The organism is Streptosporangium album (assembly GCF_014203795.1).
GTDB classification, from domain to species: Bacteria; Actinomycetota; Actinomycetes; order Streptosporangiales; family Streptosporangiaceae; genus Streptosporangium; species Streptosporangium album.
The window spans coordinates 4,447,450-4,465,121 of sequence record NZ_JACHJU010000001.1; the positions used below are offsets into that span (position 1 = coordinate 4,447,450).

The following is a 17,672-nucleotide window of genomic DNA, read 5'->3' on the forward strand; positions in this document are numbered from 1 at the left end:
GGCGCTGTTGGTGTGGTTGAAGGCGTACCGGCGGTTGGGGTGTGTCCCGAAGTTGGCCGATGTCCCGGCGGTGGTCGCCGAGGCTGCCTGCCCGCGATCTGAAGGTGGCTCAGGTAACGCTGTCTGAGGTCGTTTCGGGTTTCGTGTGGAGGATCTCGCGGGCCTGGTCCGCGGCGCGGGCGATGCTCTCGGAGACGAAGTCGACGAAGCGGGCGATGTTCTCCAGGCGGGCGGCGGGCGGGGTGCCGGGGCCGAGGATGCCGACGCCCTGCCGGGCGACCTCGCCGAGGCGGGCGGTGGTGCGGGCGCTGGCCATCGTTGACTGGTACAAGACGTCGTCGTCGACGACATAGCGCTCGCGGCGGCGTTCGTCGCGTTCCCGGCGGATGAGGCCCTGGCTTTCGAGGAACGTGATCGCTTTGGAGACGGACGCCAGGCTGACCTGGAGGCGCCCGGCGAGTTCGGAGGCGGTGAGGCTGCCGGCGTCGGCGGTGTAAAGGCTGGCCAGCACCCGGGCCGTCATCTTGGGCAGGCCCGATTCCATGAAGACGGTGGCGAACACCTCCTCGTACTCGCGCACGGCCCCGGCATCGCGTCCGTGGGCCTGCGGGGGCGTGTTGGGGTCCCGGGGCGCGGCGCGCCTGCGGCGGTGGGCGCGGTGTTCGGTGGCGCGGTGGGCCAGGTCGGCGCGGTAGGCGGTGGGGCCGCCGTTGCGCATCACCTCACGCGTGATCGTCGAGGTCGGACGGTCGAGGCCTCTGGCGATCTCCGCGTAGGCGAGACCGTCGGCCAGTCCCAGCGCGATCTGCTGGCGTTCCTGCTGGGTGAGTCTGCCTCCCGGCATCGCGGTCTCCTTCGTGGTCTGTGGTGTCTCCAGTATAGCGTTCACCCTCGATTCATTGCAACGGTCAGAGTGAGGGTTGTTGCATTAAATTCAAAACCATTGCAACAAGTTACTGGCGTCTACCTGCAATAATGGCGATTGTACGCAATGAATCGGTTGTCGAACTTAGAAATGCAACGTAGTGTTTCCATAGTCAGAAACAGCGAGCCGGAGGAAAGCGCGATGCAGAAGTTCGACACCCCCACCCCGGTGACCGCCGTCCTCGACATCCCCGCCGGCCGCATCCAGTTCATCGCCGCCGACCGGGCCGACACCACGGTCGAGGTCCTCCCCGCGACCACCGCCTACGGCGACATCACCGCCCGCATCCTGTAAGAGGGGCACCCCTCAGGCGCGGCGATCCTGTCCGTTCAGGCCGTCGGATAAGGCGTACAGCCTGCCGGCGATGCTGGAGGATCTCGCCGATCTGTTCGAGCAGAGCGCGGCGGACGGACGGAACCCCGCTCCGCGACGTCGCCGGGGAGGACCCGGTGGAGTTCGCTGAGGCGTTTCTTGCGAACTACCCGCAGGTCAGTGGATCAGCCGGGAGCGGGAACGGCTGACCAACGCCATCGATCGCGCCATCGATCGCGCCATCGATCGCGTCACGGGCGACAAGCCGTGACGAAACAGAGAACGGATATCTGAATGACAGCCAATAAGGTCCGAGGGCCTGTGATCCATGTGCAGGGCCTGGAGAAGTCGTACAAGGAGCTGCGGGTGCTGCGCGGCGTGGACTTCGACGTGGCGCGGGGCAGCATCTTCGCCCTGCTCGGCTCCAACGGGGCGGGCAAGACCACGGTCGTGAAAATCCTGTCCACGCTGCTCAAGGCCGACGCGGGGACGGCCGGCGTCAACGGTTTCGATGTCGCCACGCAGGCTGCGGACGTGCGGGAGTCCATCAGCCTCACCGGACAGTTCGCCGCCGTCGACGAGATCCTCAGCGGGCGGGAGAACCTCGTGCTGGTCGCCCGGTTACGGCACCTCAAGGATCCCGGCAGGATCGCCGATGACCTGCTCGCCCGTTTCTCGCTCACCGACGCGGGCGCGCGGAAGGTGTCGACGTATTCGGGTGGCATGCGCCGCCGCCTCGACATCGCGATGAGCCTCATCGGCGATCCGCCGGTCATCTTCCTCGACGAGCCGACGACCGGGCTCGACCCCCAGGCGCGCATCGAGGTGTGGCAGGCCGTCAGGGAACTCGCCCACCGGGGTACGACGGTGCTGCTCACCACGCAGTATCTGGACGAGGCCGAACACCTCGCCGACCGGATCGCGATCCTGCACGAGGGCCGGATCATCGTCAACGGCACCCTGGCCGAGCTCAAGCAGCTGCTCCCGCCCGCCAAGGTCGAATACGTCGAAAAGCAGCCGACCCTCGAGGACGTCTTCCTCACGCTCGTCGGTGCCGACGGCAAGACGGCGACGCCGGCCATGACCGCAACGTCGGCACGGACGCGTAAGGAACCACGATGAGCAAGCATTTCTTCGGCGACACCGCCGTCCTGCTGGGACGATCCCTGCGCCACATCACGCGCAGCGCGGACACCATCGTCACGACCGCGATCATGCCGATCGCCATGCTGCTGATGTTCGTCTACGTGTTCGGCGGCGCGATCAACACAGGGTCGGAGTCGTATGTGAACTACCTGCTGCCCGGCATCCTGCTCATCACGGTTGCCTCGGGCATCGCCTACACCGCATTCCGGTTCTTCCTGGATATGCGGAGCGGCATCTTCGAGCGATTCCAGTCCATGCCGATCGCGCGCTCGTCCGTGCTGTGGGCGCACGTGCTGACCTCGCTTGTCGCCAATCTGATCTCGCTCGTGGTCGTCGTGCTCGTCGCCCTGCTCATGGGCTTCCGCTCGGCGGCGGGAGTGCCGGGGTGGCTCGCGGTCGCCGGCATCCTGATCCTGTTCACCCTGGCGCTGACCTGGATCGCCGTCATCCCCGGTCTGTCCGCGAAATCCGTGGAAGGCGCGAGCGCGTTCTCCTGCCCGCTCATCTTCCTGCCGTTCCTCAGCTCGGCCTTCGTGCCCACCGACACCATGCCCGGTCCGCTGCGCGTCTTCGCCGAGAACCAGCCGGTGACCTCCATCGTCAACGCCCTCCGCGACCTGTTCACCCAGCAGCCGGTCGGCACCGACATCTGGATCGCCCTCGCCTGGTGCGTCGGCATCCTCATCGTCGCGTACGCCTTCGCCATGAACACCTACCGCCGCAAGATCTCCTAGGCCGATGAGAGGAATGACCATGGAACACACCTTCGCCACGCTGCCGACCGCCCGTCAGCCCGGCCGTCCCTTCGACCCGCCAAAGGAGCTGGTCGAGGCCCGCGAGCACGGCCCGATCAGCCGTTTCCCCTTCCCCGACGGACACCAGGGCTGGCTGGTCACCGGCTACGACCTGCTCCGGTCGATCCTGGCCGACCCGCGGTTCAGCTCACGCAAGGAGTTCATGCGCCACCATCCGCTGATGGACCTCAGCGGCATCGAGATCCCCCCGGCGCCGCCCGGTGAGTTTCTGCTCATGGACGAGCCACAGCACGGCCGCTACCGCAAACCGCTGGTGGGCAGGTTCACCGTCCGCCGCATGCGACTGCTCACCGAGCGCGTCGAGCAGATCACCGCCGAGCACCTGGACGCCATGGAGAAGGCCGGGCCGCCGGCGGACCTGGTGACCGCGTTCGCCAAGCCCATCCCCGCCATCATCATCTGCGAGCTGCTGGGCGTGCCGTACGAGGACCGGGGCTCCTTCCAGGACAACATCGACAAGTTCCTCGGCGGCGAGGTCGGCGACGAGGAACTGATCGCGGCCTACACCGCGACCCAGCAGTACCTTGCCGAGTTGGTGGCCGCCAAGCGCGCCGACCCCACCGACGACCTGCTCAGCGACCTGCTCGACAGCGACCTGCTCGACAGCGACCTGACCGATGAGGAGCTGCGGGGGATCGCCCTGATCCTGCTGTCGGCCGGGTTCGACACCACCGCGAACATGCTGGCGCTGGGCACCTTCACCCTGCTGCAGAACCCGGAGCAACTGGCCGCACTGCGCGCCGACCCCGAGCTCATCGAGCGGGCCGTCGAGGAGCTGATGCGGTATCTGAGCGTCGCCAAGATGTTCATGAGAACGGCGCTGGAGGACGTCGAACTGGGCGGCCACACCATCAAGGCCGGTTCGATGGTCTTCCTGTCGTACCACACCGCCAACCGCGACCCCGAGCGCTTCACCGACCCCCACGCCCTCGACATCCAGCGCCAGGACGGCGGGCACCTGGCCTTCGGCCACGGCATCCACCAGTGCCTGGGCCAGCAGCTGGCCCGCGTCGAGATGCGCGTCGCGCTCCCCGCGCTGCTCAACCGCTTCCCCACGCTGCGCCTGGCCGTACCTGCCGAAGAGGTCGCCCTGCGGCCGGAGACCGCGGACGTCTACGGCGTCAAGAGCCTCCCGGTCACCTGGGACGCCTGACCGCCAGCCAATGACGGGCGAGGTCGCGTACGGATGCCGCCGGCTCGCCCCACAAAGCCACCACCGAGGGCTCCATCGCCCTGTCCTCCGCCACTGGGCTGGTCGGGCACATTCATCAGCTCTGCATTCGTGTCCACCGACACCATGCCCTCCCCGGTGCACGCCTTCGCCAACAACCAATCCGTGACATCCATCGTCAACACGATCCGCGACCTGTTCGCACAACAGCCAGTCCACACCGACATCTGGACCGCCTTCGCCTGGTGCCTCGACATCCTCATCGTCGCGTACGCCCTCGCCATGGCCGCCTACCCGTAAAATCGCCTGGGTCGCTGTCTCCTTAGATCGATCAGTCAACAATTTCGGTGGCTCGGTGCCACCCCCTCGCCATGGAGGAGGCCGGATGCCGGCAGATCCGCCCAGCTCACCCGCGCTGCGCGCGTCCGATGCGGACCGCGACCGGGTCATCGAACTGCTGCGCGTCGCCGTCGCCGACGGCCGGCTCGACCCGGTCGAGTTCGACGAGCGGCTGGACGCGGCGCTGGCCGCCCGCACCATCGACGCGCTGGCCCCGCTCATCACCGATCTGGTCGCGGTGCCAGGCAGCGACGGTGCACTCGCGCTGCCGTTCGCCGGGACGCCGGCCGAGCCGGTCGCCGAACTGCTCACCATCAAGGAGCGGCACGGCTCGGTGCGCCGTGACGGCCGGTGGACGCTGCCGCACCGGCTGGCGCTGCGCACCGCGTGGTGCGAGGTGATGCTGGACCTGACCAGCGCGGTGCGCAGCGCGCCCGAGCTGGTCATCGAGCTGCGGGTGAGCGGCGGCAACGTGGAGTTGGTCCTCGCGCCGGGCATGGTGGTGGACGCCAACGAGCTGTCGGTGCGGCACAGCATGGTGGCGATCAGCAGGGACGCGGGCGATAACACGCCGGAGACGCTGCACGTCCGCTTGGTAGGCCGAATGCGGCACGGCCGGCTCGACGCCCGGTGGCAGGCACCGCGCCGGTGACGCGTCAGGGCCCGGATACCGGGGTATCCGGGCCCTGCCATCGCGCGCGTGGTGCGGGCGCGCCGCCATGCTATGGCCGGTCGTTGACGACGGGCCCACCCCCGGTCGTCCGCGTCGATGCCCAGGTCCAGGAAGTTGGCCATGTCGAGTTCGAAGCGGCCGTACAGGTTCAGGTGCGTCCAGAACAGGGCTGACAGGCCGCGCCGGTCGGCCGGGGTGAGCCGCCGCTGCCATGCGGAATCGCGCAGCACGATCTGGATCAGATGCGTGTTGAGGTAGGTGATGGTGGCGGCGACCAGGTGCAGGGCAAGGGCGGAGACCTCGGCGTGCTCGCGGCCGTCGCCGGTCAGATCGCCGGTCATGCCGTAGAACGGATCCTTGCTGGCGCTGTTGTGGTTTTCCACCACCTTCAGGCCCTCGTTGATCTTCCGCCGCAGTTCCTCGTCGGCGAGGTAGTCGCAGATGAAGATCGTTCTGGCGACGCGGCCGAGTTTCTTTGATGGCTTGGTAGGCGGGGTGCTTGGGGCCGCCGCGGGTGAAGCGGCGCAGCATCTGGTGCGACTCGGCGGTACGCAGCCGCAGCGCGGTGGCGTGCTTGATCATCTGGTCGTAGTGGCGGGGGATCAGGTCCCAGTCGATCGTCTTGTTCGACAGCACCGCCTCCAGCGCCGGCCAGGCCTCATACTCGCCCACGCCGGGCCGATGTTCTTTAGCCGGGGCAGCAACCGGAAGTCCAGCAGGTGGGAGAGGGCGAACCCGACGCAGCGCGTGGCGGCTGCCGGGCCGGGCGCTCGGCTGGGGGCTTCCGCTCGCCCTGGCCATCACCGCCGTGGGTGCGCACTACCTGGTCGGGCCGGGCTGGGTCGAGTCGCTGCTGATCGGCGCGATCCTGGCGCCGACCGACCCAGTGTTCGCCGCGGCGCTGGTCGGCAACGAGAAGGTGCCGCCCCGGCTGCGTCAGCTCCTCAACGTCGAATCCGGTGTCAACGACGGCCTGGCCTTGCCGTTCGTGATGGTGTTCCTGGCCGTCGCCGCCGGATCGCAGGACCTGCACCTGGGCGAACTTGGCCTGGAGCTCGGTCTGGGCGTCGTGATCGGGGTGGCCGTGCCGTGGCTGGCGATCACGCTGGAACGCACCCGCTGGTTCTCGGCCTCCACCGTGGGGTCCCGGTAGTGCTGGGGAAATTTTCGACGGATACGCAGGTCGAAGCCCCCGTAAAGGGCTTCGAGCACAGCCTGGAAAACGGACCGCTGACCTGCATATCCGTTGTTTCCTGCGCCGTTACTACCGGGACCCCTGCGTTCCTCAACCCCGTTGTCGTTTCGGTCACCGGGCTGCCAGGACCGTGTTCACCCAGACCAGGGCACGGGCACAGCAGCGTTACCAAGGGCGTCTACGGCACCTACTCAGGCCCGTGATCATCAAGGCTGCCCAGACCGTGAACACCGCCTTCGGTGACCGCTCCCATCGACTCTCAGACATGGGAGAGGGGGCATCGGAGCCCAGCCGGCAGACGCGTACGGGCCTTGAGGAGCCGCCTCATGGCCTCATGCCGTCGGGGAACCCGGTCCAGCGCAGGTCGGCCGGGAGGTGGCTCATGTCGTTGAACATCACGAGCGTCGGCGGCAGGCCGGTGCGGTAGTCGATGACCGTCAGTGCGGCGTTGGCGCTGTTCAGGCCGAGCCACCGGGATGGCGGCGCGTCCAGGGCGTGCCGCACCAGCCACGCGATCTGGTAGGCGTGCGTCACCAGAACCTCGTGAGTGTCGCGCCCGGTTCCTGTCGCGGTTGTGTCGGGGGACTTCGCGAACCGGGCGACCAGGGCCTCGGCGAGCTTCTGGCCCGAGGCCGCCTCGGCGTCGTCGTAGCCGTCGAAGAAGCCGGCCCAGGATGGGGGTGTTTCGGCCGCTTGGGGAACGTAGGGCACATGGTCGATAAGTTCGGCGGCCTCGGCGACGGGCGCGTTCTGCAGGTGCCGGGCGAGTTCGTGCGCGCTGGCTGCGGCGCGCGGTAGCGGAGAGTGCCACACGGCGTCGACTGGTAGGCCGGCGAGCCGTTCGCCCAGCAGGCCCGCCTGCCGGCGACCGATGTCGGTGAGGTTCCCGAATGCGTCGGCCGCGCCGTGGCGTGCCAGGTAGAGGTGTCGCGTGGTCATGAGCAGCTGGGGTGCGGTGCCCGCGTGGGCCCGCTTCCCGTCTCCTTTCGATCCGTGGGTGACGTGGGTGTGGGTGCGGCTGTTCGGTGCGGCGGAGGTCGAGGAGGCTGTGCGCGGCCGGGCGGCGCGATCATCGCTGGCCGGATGGGTGGGGTCCACGCCGTGGCGACTGCCGGTACTTGTGCTTCGTCGGCGGTGTGCGGCTCTCGGGTGATGGCTCCCCGGCCGGAGAGGCAGAGGATCGGTCACGCATTGGCCGCCGTGACGGTGCCGGTGGTGCCGTCGATGGTGATGGTGCTGTCGTCGTGGAGTCTGCTCGTCGCGTTCGGGATGCCGAGGACCGCAGGGATGCCGTGCTCGCGAGCGACGATCGCGGCGTGGGAGAGCACGCCTCCGGTTTCGGTGATGACGCCGGCCGCGATGCGCAGCAGCGGCGTCCAGGCGGGGTCGGTGAAGGGGCAGACGATGATGTCGCCGGGGTGCGCGCGCGTGAAGTCGCGGGGACCGCGGATGATCCTCGCGGTGCCGGTCACGACCCCGTGGCTGCCGGGTGTTCCGGTCAGCGTGGGCGCGGCGGCCGAGGTGTGGCCGGCAGGCGAAGGCCACGCCGGGGGTGCGGCGGTGACCGGCCGTGCCTGCAGGATCCAGGTACGTCCATCGGCGATCGCCCACTCGACGTCCTGCGGTCCACCGCGTACGGCGGCGATCTCCTTGCCCAGCTCGGCGAGCGGTTTGGCGGTCGCGTCGTCGATCGTCGGCCGGTCGCGGGCATGGGTGGGCACGTCGGACATGACGAGCTGCCTGCCGCGCCGGTCAAGGCGGGTCCGTTTGTGCGCGACCGTGCGGGTGACCGACCCGTCCTCGGCGACGCGGTAGGCGTCAGGGGTGACCGTGCCGCCGACGATGCTGGGGCCGAGCCCCCAGGACGCCTCGATGCGGATCGCGTCGTGCGGGTCCGCGGGGGTGAACATGACCCCGGACACCTCGGCGTCCAGATGGCGTTGCACGAGGACGGCCATGACGAGATCGTCGAAGGGCCGGCCGCCGCGGCCGGAGGCGCCCCGGTAGTCGATGGCGCGCGAAGTGAACAGCGAGGCCCAGCAGGCGCGTATGGCGTCGGTGACCGCGCCGACTCCGCGCACGGCGAGAAAGCTGTCGTGCTGACCGGCCGCCGACATCTGGCCGGTGTCCTCATGCGCGGCGGATGATCTCACCGCGACGGGCGGATCGCCGAGCTCGTCGAGCGCGCGTCCGAGCGCGTCGATCAGGGTGGCGTGGACCGGGCGGGCCTCGATCGCCCGCCGCGCAGCGTCGAGATGGTCCGGCTCGCCGGCGAACCGCTCGAGGTCCAGGTCGCGGACGACGGCGCGGTAAGCGGCGAACGACACGACGAAGCCGTCGGGAACCGGCAGTCCCGCGCGAAGCAGCGCGCCGAGCGCACCGGCCTTGCCCCCGCACGTATCGGCGGCAGCCGACATGAGGGGTACGATCATCCACCCCGCCTTTCAACGAAAGATTGACAACAATTTCTTGATTGTGGATCATGAAGGGCATGTCACGCAAGCAGGACATCACTTACACCGGGCGCGCAGACTACGCCCAGGCCGACCGCGAGCACGACGCGAGCGAACGCCTTCTGCGCCTGGGCGCGGACGCGCTCGACGCCCGTCCGTGGCGCCCCTCGCCGACCCCGCTGTCGGCGGTCGACCTCGTCCAGTTCGCCGTCTGGCGCAACGCCGACCTGGACCCGGAGCACGTCCTGAGCGCGCTGGCCCTCCTGCCCGCCGCACGCGCCGAAGTCGAAGGACTCGAATCCGCCCTGCTGTTCACCGCCCGCAGCGCCGAACTGACCTGGGCGCAGATAGCGAACGCGATGGGATTCAACTCCCCCCAGGCGTGCCAGCAGCACTACACCCGCCTGACAGCGCGACAGGACGCCGGCTCGTGACGCGCGACTCTCCGCCCGGCCTGCTGGTCCTGCACGCGGTGCGCATCCTCGGGTTCGCGGACACCCCGGTGATCGCGCAGCGGTACGGGCTCGACGCGGCCCAGACCGAAGAGCTGCTGCGCGACGCCGAGGCGCGCGGCTGGGCCGGGCACGCCGCCTTCGCCGGCACCGCGGGCTGGTCGCTGACCGAACCGGGCCGGGCCGGGAACGAGCGCCAGCTCGCGGCCGAGCTCGCACGCGTCGGCGGCGCCGACGAGGTCCGGGACGTCTACCGCGAGTTCCTCCCGCTGAACGCCCTCCTGCTACGAGCCTGCACCGACTGGCAACTCCGGCCCACCGCCGGCGACCGGCTCGCCGTCAACGACCACTGCGATCCCGCCTGGGACGCCGGGGTCCTCCACGAGCTCGCCGGCATCTCCCGCGCACTCACGCCACTGGCCGACCGGCTCGGGAGCGTCCTGACACGGTTGCGCGGATACGACATCCGATTCACCGCAGCCCTGGCGCGCGCCCGAGCCGGGGAAAGCGCCTGGGTGGACCGCACCGACGTCGACTCCTGCCATCGCGTCTGGTTCCAGCTCCACGAAGACCTCATCGCCACGCTCGGCCTCGACCGGCACGCGCAACCTTGACCTGGTCGCAGGCGTACGTCCGCCTGGTCTCGGGCCTGAGGAACCGTAGTCGGGCGCACTTCGCCGGTCTGCGCATCTCTGAATTCGTCGGCCTCGACCTAGCCGACGTGCGCCTGTCGGGCCCGCAAGGGCGAGCTGAGCATCCGCGTCCTGCCCGACTCGGGCACCCACCGCCACACCGTCGACGTGGCCTGCTGATCAGCGTGGGCGGCTGAGGGCGGCCTCGGCCAGATCCGTCCATTTCTCGGCCGAGGAGTGGGGCACGACCACCCAGTCCTTTATCGCCCTGCCCTGCCCCAAGGGGTCGAACAGGGACGCCCCGGCCAGCTGGAGCGCGGCTGTGTGTTCGGGGGTGTCCCTGACCAGCCGGAACACCATCGCGCCGTCGCGCTGCAGGCTCGCGAACACCTTCCCCGCCTGATCTTTGAGCGCGGGACTCCCCATCATTCTGGAGGTCCGTACACCCAGGTCGGCCAGCTCGGCGCCGACCTGCTTGAAATCCTCTTCCGCGCTCATCATCAGTCGGTCCCAAACTCCATGGCGGCGTGGTCGAGCCGCTCGTCGTGGTCGGGGCTCTTCCCGCGTGACGCGATCACCTCGGCCCCGCCTTCCGGCAGCACGGCGATCAGGTTAGTCGTCCTGGCGGCACCGATCAAGGCCGGATGCGGGGTGCCGATCATGCCGAGTCCCGCCGCCGGTCCTCGACTATGCGCGATAGATCACCATCAGCGCCGGCCAGGGCAAATGTGAAGGTCAGAGGTTAAAAGACAAGCTGTTACCGTTGCGCCGTGAAGCAACCTGCGGCCCCGAACCCGAAACGGCCCGCCCCCGATGCGGGGGCGGGCCCGGCCTCGCAGTTGAACCCCAGCGGGCTGGCGCCCGAGGCCGCTGACCCGTCCGCGCGCAGCGGGGCGAGCTCGGGGTGGTGCTCGTAGGCGATCCGAGCCTGGGCGAGGGCCGCCTGCAGCCGGCGTGAGTTCGCCCAGGCGTACTCGGGTCCGCGGACACCGCGGCGCTGGCGTACGTCGAGCAGCAGACGAACGTCCGCGTGCCGCAGTCGTTGTAGGAAGGACTCGCCGCCGAAGCCATAGACGCCGATTGTCACCATCCTGAGCACCGGAAATCACCCACCTGCCCACTGCTCGTGCCGCCTCCGGCAGCCCTGCCGGAGGCGGCGAGGTCACATCACGCGACGGCGGTCCCCTCAAGCTCGACCATCAGGTCGGGGATCGCCAGCCGTGTCACCCCGAGCATCGTGGTGGACGGTGCCACCCCGGCGGCGCCCAACCGCGACGCCAGCACGCCGTAGTGCTCGAAGAGCCGATCGACGTCGGTGGTGTAGACGTTGAGCCGGACGAGGTTCGCGAGGGACATGCCGGCCTCGCCGAGCACGGCCTCCAGGTTGTCGAGGCTCAGCGCCAACTGCGCCGCCATGTCACCGGCATGCTGGGGTTTGCCGTCGCCGCTCATCGCGGTCTGCCCGGCGCAGTACAGGGTCCGGGTTTGCCCGGAGACGATCTCACCCTGGTTGTACCCCATCTCCACCGACCACGCCCACGGGTTGACCGCCGTTCGCTCCATTGCCACATCAGCTCCATTCGATTCGTCGGCATTACGTACGTCCATCGGCTCGGTAGCCGCCATCTTTTTGGTCGTGTTGATGAGCCTCGCAGCAAATCACGACATCCTGTGTCGTGTATTTCGGTAGAGTTTCCGTATGCGCGCCGACCGGTTGGTCTCGCTGGTGCTGCTGCTGCGGCAGCACGGTCGGCTGTCCGCGACCGCGCTGGCCCGCGAGCTGGAGGTATCCACCCGCACCGTGCTGCGCGACATCGAGGCGCTGTCCGCGGCCGGCGTCCCGGTCTACGCCGAACGCGGCCGGCACGGCGGTTTCGCGTTGTTGCCCGGTTTCCGGACCGAGCTCACCGGACTGAACCACGACGAGGCCCTTGCCCTGCTGGTCGCCGGATCGCGGCGCGGCGCGCAGGCATTCGGCCTCGGCTCGGCGCTCGCTTCGGCGATGCTCAAGGTGGTTGACGCGCTACCCGAAAGCTATCGGGACACCGCGGCCGGCGCGGCCGAGCGATTGCTCATCGACCCGGAGACCGACCTCCTCTCGCGTCGGCTGGTCGCTGAGGAGGTGCCTGACGCCATAGCGGCCGAGGTCCTGCGCGCGGTGTTCGCCGGACACAAGCTGCAGATCCACTACGCGGCTGTGGACCAGATCCCGAAGTGGCGCACGGTGGACCCGATCGGCCTGGTCACCATACGCGACCGGGGCTACTTGCTGGCCACGAGGTCTGGCGCGGACCGCACCTACCGGCTGTCCCGGGTCTTGGCCGCCAAGGAACTCGCCGAACCCGCACAGCGACCAGACCGGGTCGATCTGGACCGGGCCTGGCAGGAACGCAGCACGCAGTTTCGGACCGGCGGCGACCAAGTCACCGTGCTGGTACGGGTGGACCCGGCGCGGCGGGAGGACCTGGTGGGCACCGCGCTGGCCGTCCTCGCCGAAGAAGCCGACTCAGACGGCTGGCTGCGGCTGGAGGTGACCTTCCAAGACCCGAGACACGCCGAATGGGCGCTGTGGCAGCTCACCACGAACGCGGAAGCCCTGGCCCCGCAGTGGTTGCGCAACTCCCTGCGCAACCGCGCCGCCGCGATCGCCACCCGCTACGGAGTGTCATCCTGAGAGTTGTCGCCTTCTGCGGGCAGGTCGCGTTCCTGTCGGGGCCAATCGAGAGGCGGCACTTCGCATGCCCCAGCACCTGCCCGACCCCGCCGGCGATCCGTTCGGCGGCCAGCACGCCATGACGCCCCTGCTCCTGGACAGTCGGCGGCGGCACCCTGCTCAGCATCGCCGGCGAGCTGGATGCCACCAACACCGCCGCGCTCGCCTGCTACGTCACCACCGTCCATCTCGATGCCGCCCGCCCGCTGGTGCTGGACCTGACCGCTCTGACTTTCATCGACAGCTCCGGCCTGCGGGTGCTGCTGGAGCAGGCGCTGGCCGGCGCGACGCCCGCGCTCTAATTGGCATCAGTTCCGCCGCTTTCGGCCAGCATCCGATGGACGCTGGCCACCGAGGGGTGGCGTCCTTTGTTCTTGCCCGTGGGGATGACCAGCTTGGCCGCGATGTCGGGCACCGGCACGCCCCGCTCCCGCAGGGAGCGCGCGTAGGCGAGCATGTCGTCGTCGAAGACCTTGGGCCGGCCGCCGTGGCGGCCGCGCTCGCGGGCCGAAGCCTGGCCTTCCAGCGACTTCTCTCGCACATACTCCCGTTCGGATTCGGCCATACCGGCGAAGAAGGCGAACAACGCCGCGCCGTGCCCCGACGGGTTGTAGAGGCCCTGCAGCGGTCCGTTCAGCAGCTCCAGCTCGATGTCGTGATGGCGCAGTTCCTCGGCGATCGCCAACAGCTCGGCGGCTGAGGACCCGCAGGTGGAGGAGGAGCTGATCCAGACCCTCACCAAGCAGGTCGACGGCGTGCTGCTGTGCAGCCCGCGACTGTCCAACCGGGCCATCGAGCGGCTCCACGCCGACGTGCCGTTCGTCGTGGTGAACCGGCGGGTCAAGGGCATGCCGACCATACTGATGGACGTCGGCCAGGGAGCCCGGCTCGCCATCGAGCACCTGGTCCTGCTGGGCCACCGCAGGATCGCCCTGGTCTCCGGGCCGAGCGGCTCGTGGACCAGCGGGGAGATGCGCGCGGCCGCCGCCGCGATGGACGGCGTCGACCTGGTCATCCTCGGGCCCAACGCCCCCACCGAGCGGGGCGGCCTGGCGGTCGCCGCCGAGGTGGTCGCCTCCGGGGCGACCGGCGTGCTCGCCTACAACGACCTGGTCGCGATCGGGCTCATCGAGGGGCTCTACGAGCGCGGCGTGCGCGTCCCCGGCGACGTCAGCGTGGTCGGCGTCGACGACATCGTGTCCGGGCGGCTTCTCCAGCCGGGCGTGGCAGGTGGCCGCGGTCTCCGGTTCGGCGGTGACGCCGGAGTACGTGAGCGCCGACGGGGAGGAGGGCTATCCGGGCACGCTGACCGTCTCGCTCACCTACACACTGACCGAGGACGCGCTCCGGCTGGACTACCGCGCGACCACCGACGCGCCGGCCGTGCTGAACCTGACCAACCACTCCTACTCCAACCTCGCCGGGAGCGGCGACGTCCTCGGGCACGTGGTCCGCATCGACGCCGGCCGTTACCTGCCGGTCGACGCCACGCAGATCCCGACGGGGGAGCTCGCCCCGGTCGCGGGCACGCCGCTCGACTTCACCGTCCCCCGCGCCGTCGGCGACCGTATCGCCGACCCCCTGCTGGGCGGCGGCTACGACCACTGCTACGTCCTGCGCGGCGGCATCGAGGTCGTCGAGCCGGTCAGCGGCCGTGTCATGGAGGTCACCACCACCGAGCCGGGGGTGCAGTTCTACACGGGCAACCTCCTGGACGGCGTCGCCACCGCCTACGGCAGGCACGCCGGCCTCTGCCTGGAGACCCAGCACTTCCCCGACTCGCCCAACCGGGAGGACTTCCCGTCGACGGTCCTGCGCCCCGGCGAGGAGTTCGCCTCCTCGACGGTCTACCGCTTCCCCGTCACGGCCCGGCCTCAGGCGTCCTGACCGTCGCGCCGCAGGGCGTCGCCCAGCCGGCCGCCGTGCGCCGCGAGCAGCGACCGCGCGCCGTCCGCGCCGAGGCCGCGTTCGATCATCACGACGGCGGTCTTCACGTCGTTCCCCGCCCCCCGCAGGGCGTCGGCGGCGACGAGGTCGTCGGCGCCCGTGATCTCGGCGACCATGCGGACCGCCCGGTCGGCGAGCTTCGCGTTGCTCGCCGACACCTCGATCATGCGGTTCCCGTACGTCCGCCCGCACCTGATCATCGTGACCGTGGAGATCATGTTGAGTACCAGCTTCTGGGCCGTGCCGGCCTTCAGCCGCGTCGACCCGGTGACCACCTCCGGCCCGACGATGACCTCGATCGCGTGCTCGGCCTCGGCCGCCAGCGGGGTGCCGGTGTTGCACACCAGCCCCACGGTCAGCGCCCCGCGACGGCGTGCCTCGGCCACCGCGGCGACGACGTACGGCGCCTGCCCACTCGCGGAGATCCCCACCACGGAGTCCATGGGGCCGACGCCTCTGGCGCGGATCACGGCGGCACCCGCCTCCGCGTCGTCCTCCGCGCCCTCGACCGCCCGGACGAGCGCGGCGTCGCCGCCCGCGATGATGCCCTGCACCAGGTCGGGGGCGGTGCCGAAGGTCGGCGGGCACTCCGAGGCGTCGAGCACCGCGAGCCGCCCCGACGTGCCGGCGCCCACGTAGAGCAGCCGGCCGCCGGAGGCCACCCGCCCGGCGACGCCGTCGATCGCGGTGGAGATCGCCGGACCGGCTGCGGCCACCGCCACCGGCACGGCGACGTCGGCCGCGTTCATCAGCCGCACGATCTCCTCTGTCGGGAGCGTGTCGATCCCGCTGTAGCGGGGGTCGCTCCTCTCCGTGGCCAGGGCGGCGAGTGACTGTGTCATGTTTCCTCACGGTTCCATGGTGCGAAGGGACGTCCGGTCACGCGCCCACCCCCAGGGGGATCACGCTCCGTCGCCGGGGGTGGAAGCACGCGTGCCGCTGCACGGTGTCTCCGTCGCGGCCCAGGACGGGAGTCTCGCTCCGGCAGCGCTCGGTGCTGAACGGGCACCTGTCCGCGAACAGGCAGCCCGCACCGGCCTGCCCCCCGCCGGCGGCCTCGACGGGGACGACCCGCTCGGCTCCGGGCCGCTCCAGCCCGTGCAGGACGGGGATCGCCGACAGCAGCGACTGGGTGTAGGGATGCACCGGATCGGCGATGATCGTCTCGGTCGGCCCCTGCTCGACGACCTGGCCGCGGTAGAGCACGTAGACCTCGCCGCCCTCCCCGATGTACCGTGCGGTGGCGATGTCGTGGGTGATGAACAGCACGCTCACGCCCAGCCGCTCGCGCAGGTCCTTCAGCAGCGCGAGGATGCCGAGGCGCATCGACACGTCGATCATCGAGACGGCCTCGTCGGCGACGAGCATCTCGGGGTCCACCGTGAGCGCGCGGGCGATCACCACGCGCTGCCGCATGCCTCCGGAGAGCTGGTGGGGGTAGCGCGGCAGCACGTACCCCGGGTCGAGGCCCACCAGGGCGAGCAGCTCCTCCGCCCGCTCGTCGGTCCACGACCTCGGGCGGCCGGTCTGCCCGGCCCGCAGGGCCAGCGGCGCCGCCAGCGTCTGGTGGATCGTGCGGGTGGGGTTGAGCGCCGAGTACGGGTCCTGATGGATGAGCTGGATCGCCCGGAAGTACGGCTGCCGCCGGCGGTGGCTCAGCCCGGACATCGACGTGCCGTTGATGACGAGATCGCCGGAGTCGTAGGTCTCCAGCCCGGCGAGGATCCGGCCGAGCGTGGTCTTGCCGCAGCCGGACTCGCCGATGAACGACACGGCGCCGCCCCGGCCGATGGCGAAGTCCACACCCCGCAGGGCCGGCACCTCACGACTGCCGAGGACGCCTCCGCGCTGCTTGAACGTCCTGGTGATCCCGTTTCCCGTGATCACGCGTACTCCTTCCGTCTCACCGGCGCGGGTGAGTGTTCCAGCGCGTGGCAGGCGGCGGTCCTCCCACCGCGGACGACAGCGGCGGGCTCGGCCGTCTCGCAGACCTCCATGCGCGTGTCGCACCGCTCGCGGAACACGCACCCGGCGACCGGGAGGGTCCCGAGCGTGGGAGGCCGTCCCGGCAGTGCCCGGGCCAGCGAGATGTCACCCGACAGGCGGGGGATCGCCCGGATGAGGCCCCGGGTGTAGGGGTGCGCGGGCGCGCCGATCACCTCGTTGATCGGGCCGTGCTCGACCACGCGCCCGCCGTACATCACGGCGAGGTCGTCGGCGACCTCGGCCACCGCGCCGACGTCGTGGGTGATGATGAGGGTGGTGAGCGACCGCTCCTCGTGGATCTCCCGGATGATCCGCAGGATCGTCGCCTGCGTGATCATGTCGAGGGCCGTGGTCGGTTCGTCGAGGACGACCACCTTGGCGTTGAGGGCCAGTGCGAGCATGATGCCCACCCGCTGGCGCATGCCCCCCGACAGCTCGTGCTGGTGGGAGTCGAGCACGCGGGCGCCGTCCATGCCCATCCGGGCCAGCAGGTCCTTCGCGTCGCGTACGAGAGCCCGCAGGTCGGCCACGTCGTGCGATCGGCCGAGGTCGAGGAGCTGCTTGCCGATGCTCTTGAGCGGGTTGAGCGAGTTCTGCGCGGCCTGGAAGACGTATCCGACCTGCCGTCCGCGGGCCCGCCGGAGGTCCTCGCCGCCGAGCGTCAGGACGTCCCCCAGGCCGTCGATCTCGACGCTGCCCTTCGCGATCCTGCCCGGCGGCTGGACGGCGTTGAGCAGGGAGAGCGCCAGCGTGGACTTGCCGGAGCCGGACTCGCCGACGATGCCGGTGATCGTCCCGGGGGTGAGGGTCAGGTCGACGCCGGAGACGGCGGGCAGCTCGCCCGCCGGGGTCTTGTAGACGACGGTGAGGTCGCGGATGCGCACGCCGGGTGCCGTGGAGTCGGTGGTCATCT

21 protein-coding genes and 5 pseudogenes are annotated in these 17,672 nt (G+C 70.0%); 13 read left to right on the forward strand and 13 right to left on the reverse strand.

Annotation, left to right across the window (positions count from 1 at the left end; genetic code table 11):
• Window positions 1–109: 109 nt before the first annotated feature.
• The gene (locus FHR32_RS21295) at window positions 110–844 is read right to left on the reverse strand and encodes a helix-turn-helix domain-containing protein (RefSeq protein WP_184755903.1); all 735 of its coding nucleotides are present in this window, start codon (window positions 842–844) and stop codon (window positions 110–112) included.
• A gap of 222 nt (window positions 845–1,066) precedes the next feature.
• On the opposite strand from FHR32_RS21295, the pseudogene FHR32_RS21300 reads away from it, so the two are divergent.
• The 6 genes and pseudogenes from FHR32_RS21300 to FHR32_RS21325 form a co-directional block, all read left to right on the forward strand.
• A pseudogene (locus FHR32_RS21300) lies at window positions 1,067–1,189 on the forward strand (DUF4097 family beta strand repeat-containing protein); the annotation flags it as partial.
• 369 nt (window positions 1,190–1,558) lie between these two features.
• Window positions 1,559–2,359, forward strand: a complete 801-nt coding sequence (locus FHR32_RS21305; RefSeq protein ID WP_312882548.1) for an ABC transporter ATP-binding protein — start codon at window positions 1,559–1,561, stop codon at window positions 2,357–2,359.
• Window positions 2,356–3,117 (forward strand): ABC transporter permease, encoded by a 762-nt coding sequence (locus FHR32_RS21310; protein ID WP_184755905.1) that lies wholly within the window; start codon window positions 2,356–2,358, stop codon window positions 3,115–3,117. Before FHR32_RS21305 ends, FHR32_RS21310 begins: the two co-directional genes overlap by 4 nt.
• A 19-nt stretch (window positions 3,118–3,136) precedes the next feature.
• Complete coding sequence (locus tag FHR32_RS21315; protein WP_221465492.1) at window positions 3,137–4,351, forward strand: cytochrome P450; 1,215 nt, start codon at window positions 3,137–3,139, stop codon at window positions 4,349–4,351.
• Window positions 4,352–4,480: 129 nt separating this feature from the next.
• The gene (locus FHR32_RS21320) at window positions 4,481–4,669 is read left to right on the forward strand and encodes a hypothetical protein (protein WP_221465493.1); all 189 of its coding nucleotides are present in this window, start codon (window positions 4,481–4,483) and stop codon (window positions 4,667–4,669) included.
• Window positions 4,670–4,754: 85 nt separating this feature from the next.
• Window positions 4,755–5,360, forward strand: coding sequence for a DUF1707 SHOCT-like domain-containing protein (locus FHR32_RS21325; protein ID WP_184755906.1), 606 nt, complete (start codon window positions 4,755–4,757; stop codon window positions 5,358–5,360).
• A gap of 212 nt (window positions 5,361–5,572) precedes the next feature.
• On the opposite strand, the pseudogene FHR32_RS21330 reads toward FHR32_RS21325, so the two are convergent.
• Together FHR32_RS21330 and FHR32_RS21335 are read right to left on the reverse strand one after the other, a co-directional pair.
• Window positions 5,573–5,830, reverse strand: a pseudogene (locus tag FHR32_RS21330) (Tn3 family transposase); the annotation flags it as partial.
• 82 nt (window positions 5,831–5,912) lie between these two features.
• Window positions 5,913–6,182 (reverse strand): annotated as a pseudogene (locus tag FHR32_RS21335) (Tn3 family transposase); the annotation flags it as partial.
• Here FHR32_RS21335 and FHR32_RS21340 point away from each other — a divergent pair.
• On the forward strand, window positions 6,136–6,534 hold the full coding sequence (locus tag FHR32_RS21340; protein ID WP_281391024.1) for a cation:proton antiporter domain-containing protein: 399 nt from the start codon (window positions 6,136–6,138) through the stop codon (window positions 6,532–6,534). The pseudogene FHR32_RS21335 and the gene FHR32_RS21340 overlap by 47 nt on opposite strands.
• A 366-nt stretch (window positions 6,535–6,900) precedes the next feature.
• Here the strand turns inward: FHR32_RS21340 and FHR32_RS21345 are convergent, their stop codons facing one another.
• Complete coding sequence (locus FHR32_RS21345; RefSeq protein ID WP_312882549.1) at window positions 6,901–7,674, reverse strand: histidine phosphatase family protein; 774 nt, start codon at window positions 7,672–7,674, stop codon at window positions 6,901–6,903.
• A gap of 86 nt (window positions 7,675–7,760) precedes the next feature.
• Window positions 7,761–9,008, reverse strand: coding sequence for a PEP/pyruvate-binding domain-containing protein (locus tag FHR32_RS21350; RefSeq protein ID WP_184755907.1), 1,248 nt, complete (start codon window positions 9,006–9,008; stop codon window positions 7,761–7,763).
• Window positions 9,009–9,067: 59 nt separating this feature from the next.
• Between FHR32_RS21350 and FHR32_RS21355 the strand changes: the two genes are divergently transcribed.
• Both FHR32_RS21355 and FHR32_RS21360 read left to right on the forward strand, forming a co-directional pair.
• Window positions 9,068–9,463 (forward strand): DNA-binding protein, encoded by a 396-nt coding sequence (locus FHR32_RS21355; protein WP_184755908.1) that lies wholly within the window; start codon window positions 9,068–9,070, stop codon window positions 9,461–9,463.
• Complete coding sequence (locus FHR32_RS21360; protein ID WP_184755909.1) at window positions 9,460–10,095, forward strand: transcriptional regulator; 636 nt, start codon at window positions 9,460–9,462, stop codon at window positions 10,093–10,095. Before FHR32_RS21355 ends, FHR32_RS21360 begins: the two co-directional genes overlap by 4 nt.
• A 198-nt stretch (window positions 10,096–10,293) precedes the next feature.
• Here the strand turns inward: FHR32_RS21360 and FHR32_RS21365 are convergent, their stop codons facing one another.
• From FHR32_RS21365 to FHR32_RS21380, 4 genes and pseudogenes are all read right to left on the reverse strand, one after another.
• A complete protein-coding gene (locus FHR32_RS21365) occupies window positions 10,294–10,614 on the reverse strand; it encodes a hypothetical protein (protein ID WP_246466252.1) in 321 nt (106 codons plus the stop codon).
• Window positions 10,614–10,787 (reverse strand): annotated as a pseudogene (locus FHR32_RS21370) (argininosuccinate synthase); the annotation flags it as partial. The gene FHR32_RS21365 and the pseudogene FHR32_RS21370, both read right to left, overlap by 1 nt.
• An 83-nt stretch (window positions 10,788–10,870) precedes the next feature.
• Entirely contained in the window at window positions 10,871–11,203 is a 333-nt protein-coding gene (locus tag FHR32_RS21375) for a DUF488 family protein (protein WP_221465496.1), read from the reverse strand.
• 77 nt (window positions 11,204–11,280) lie between these two features.
• Window positions 11,281–11,676 carry a RidA family protein gene (locus tag FHR32_RS21380; protein ID WP_184756633.1) on the reverse strand — a complete coding sequence of 132 codons (396 nt, stop codon included), beginning with the start codon at window positions 11,674–11,676 and terminating at the stop codon, window positions 11,281–11,283.
• 136 nt (window positions 11,677–11,812) lie between these two features.
• On the opposite strand from FHR32_RS21380, the gene FHR32_RS21385 reads away from it, so the two are divergent.
• Together FHR32_RS21385 and FHR32_RS21390 are read left to right on the forward strand one after the other, a co-directional pair.
• Complete coding sequence (locus FHR32_RS21385; RefSeq protein ID WP_184755911.1) at window positions 11,813–12,787, forward strand: helix-turn-helix transcriptional regulator; 975 nt, start codon at window positions 11,813–11,815, stop codon at window positions 12,785–12,787.
• Window positions 12,788–12,951: 164 nt separating this feature from the next.
• The gene (locus FHR32_RS21390) at window positions 12,952–13,128 is read left to right on the forward strand and encodes an STAS domain-containing protein (protein WP_312882669.1); all 177 of its coding nucleotides are present in this window, start codon (window positions 12,952–12,954) and stop codon (window positions 13,126–13,128) included.
• Here FHR32_RS21390 and FHR32_RS44600 read toward each other — a convergent pair.
• On the reverse strand, window positions 13,125–13,685 hold the full coding sequence (locus FHR32_RS44600) for a recombinase family protein (protein ID WP_376773377.1): 561 nt from the start codon (window positions 13,683–13,685) through the stop codon (window positions 13,125–13,127). The two genes, FHR32_RS21390 and FHR32_RS44600, sit on opposite strands and share 4 nt — an antisense overlap.
• Here FHR32_RS44600 and FHR32_RS21400 point away from each other — a divergent pair.
• Window positions 13,582–13,986, forward strand: a pseudogene (locus FHR32_RS21400) (substrate-binding domain-containing protein); the annotation flags it as partial. The gene FHR32_RS44600 and the pseudogene FHR32_RS21400 overlap by 104 nt on opposite strands.
• 70 nt (window positions 13,987–14,056) lie before the next feature.
• Complete coding sequence (locus tag FHR32_RS21405) at window positions 14,057–14,713, forward strand: aldose epimerase family protein (RefSeq protein WP_312882552.1); 657 nt, start codon at window positions 14,057–14,059, stop codon at window positions 14,711–14,713.
• Here the strand turns inward: FHR32_RS21405 and murQ are convergent.
• The 3 genes from murQ to FHR32_RS21420 are packed head-to-tail and all read right to left on the reverse strand — an operon-like array spanning window position 14,701 to window position 17,670.
• Complete coding sequence (gene murQ, locus FHR32_RS21410) at window positions 14,701–15,615, reverse strand: N-acetylmuramic acid 6-phosphate etherase (protein WP_184755912.1); 915 nt, start codon at window positions 15,613–15,615, stop codon at window positions 14,701–14,703. The two genes, FHR32_RS21405 and murQ, sit on opposite strands and share 13 nt — an antisense overlap.
• Window positions 15,616–15,652: 37 nt before the next feature.
• Entirely contained in the window at window positions 15,653–16,660 is a 1,008-nt protein-coding gene (locus tag FHR32_RS21415) for an ABC transporter ATP-binding protein (RefSeq protein ID WP_184755913.1), read from the reverse strand.
• Window positions 16,657–17,670, reverse strand: coding sequence for an ABC transporter ATP-binding protein (locus tag FHR32_RS21420; RefSeq protein ID WP_184755914.1), 1,014 nt, complete (start codon window positions 17,668–17,670; stop codon window positions 16,657–16,659). The genes FHR32_RS21415 and FHR32_RS21420 overlap by 4 nt, the downstream gene beginning before the upstream one ends.
• Between the last annotated feature and the right edge of the window lie 2 nt (window positions 17,671–17,672).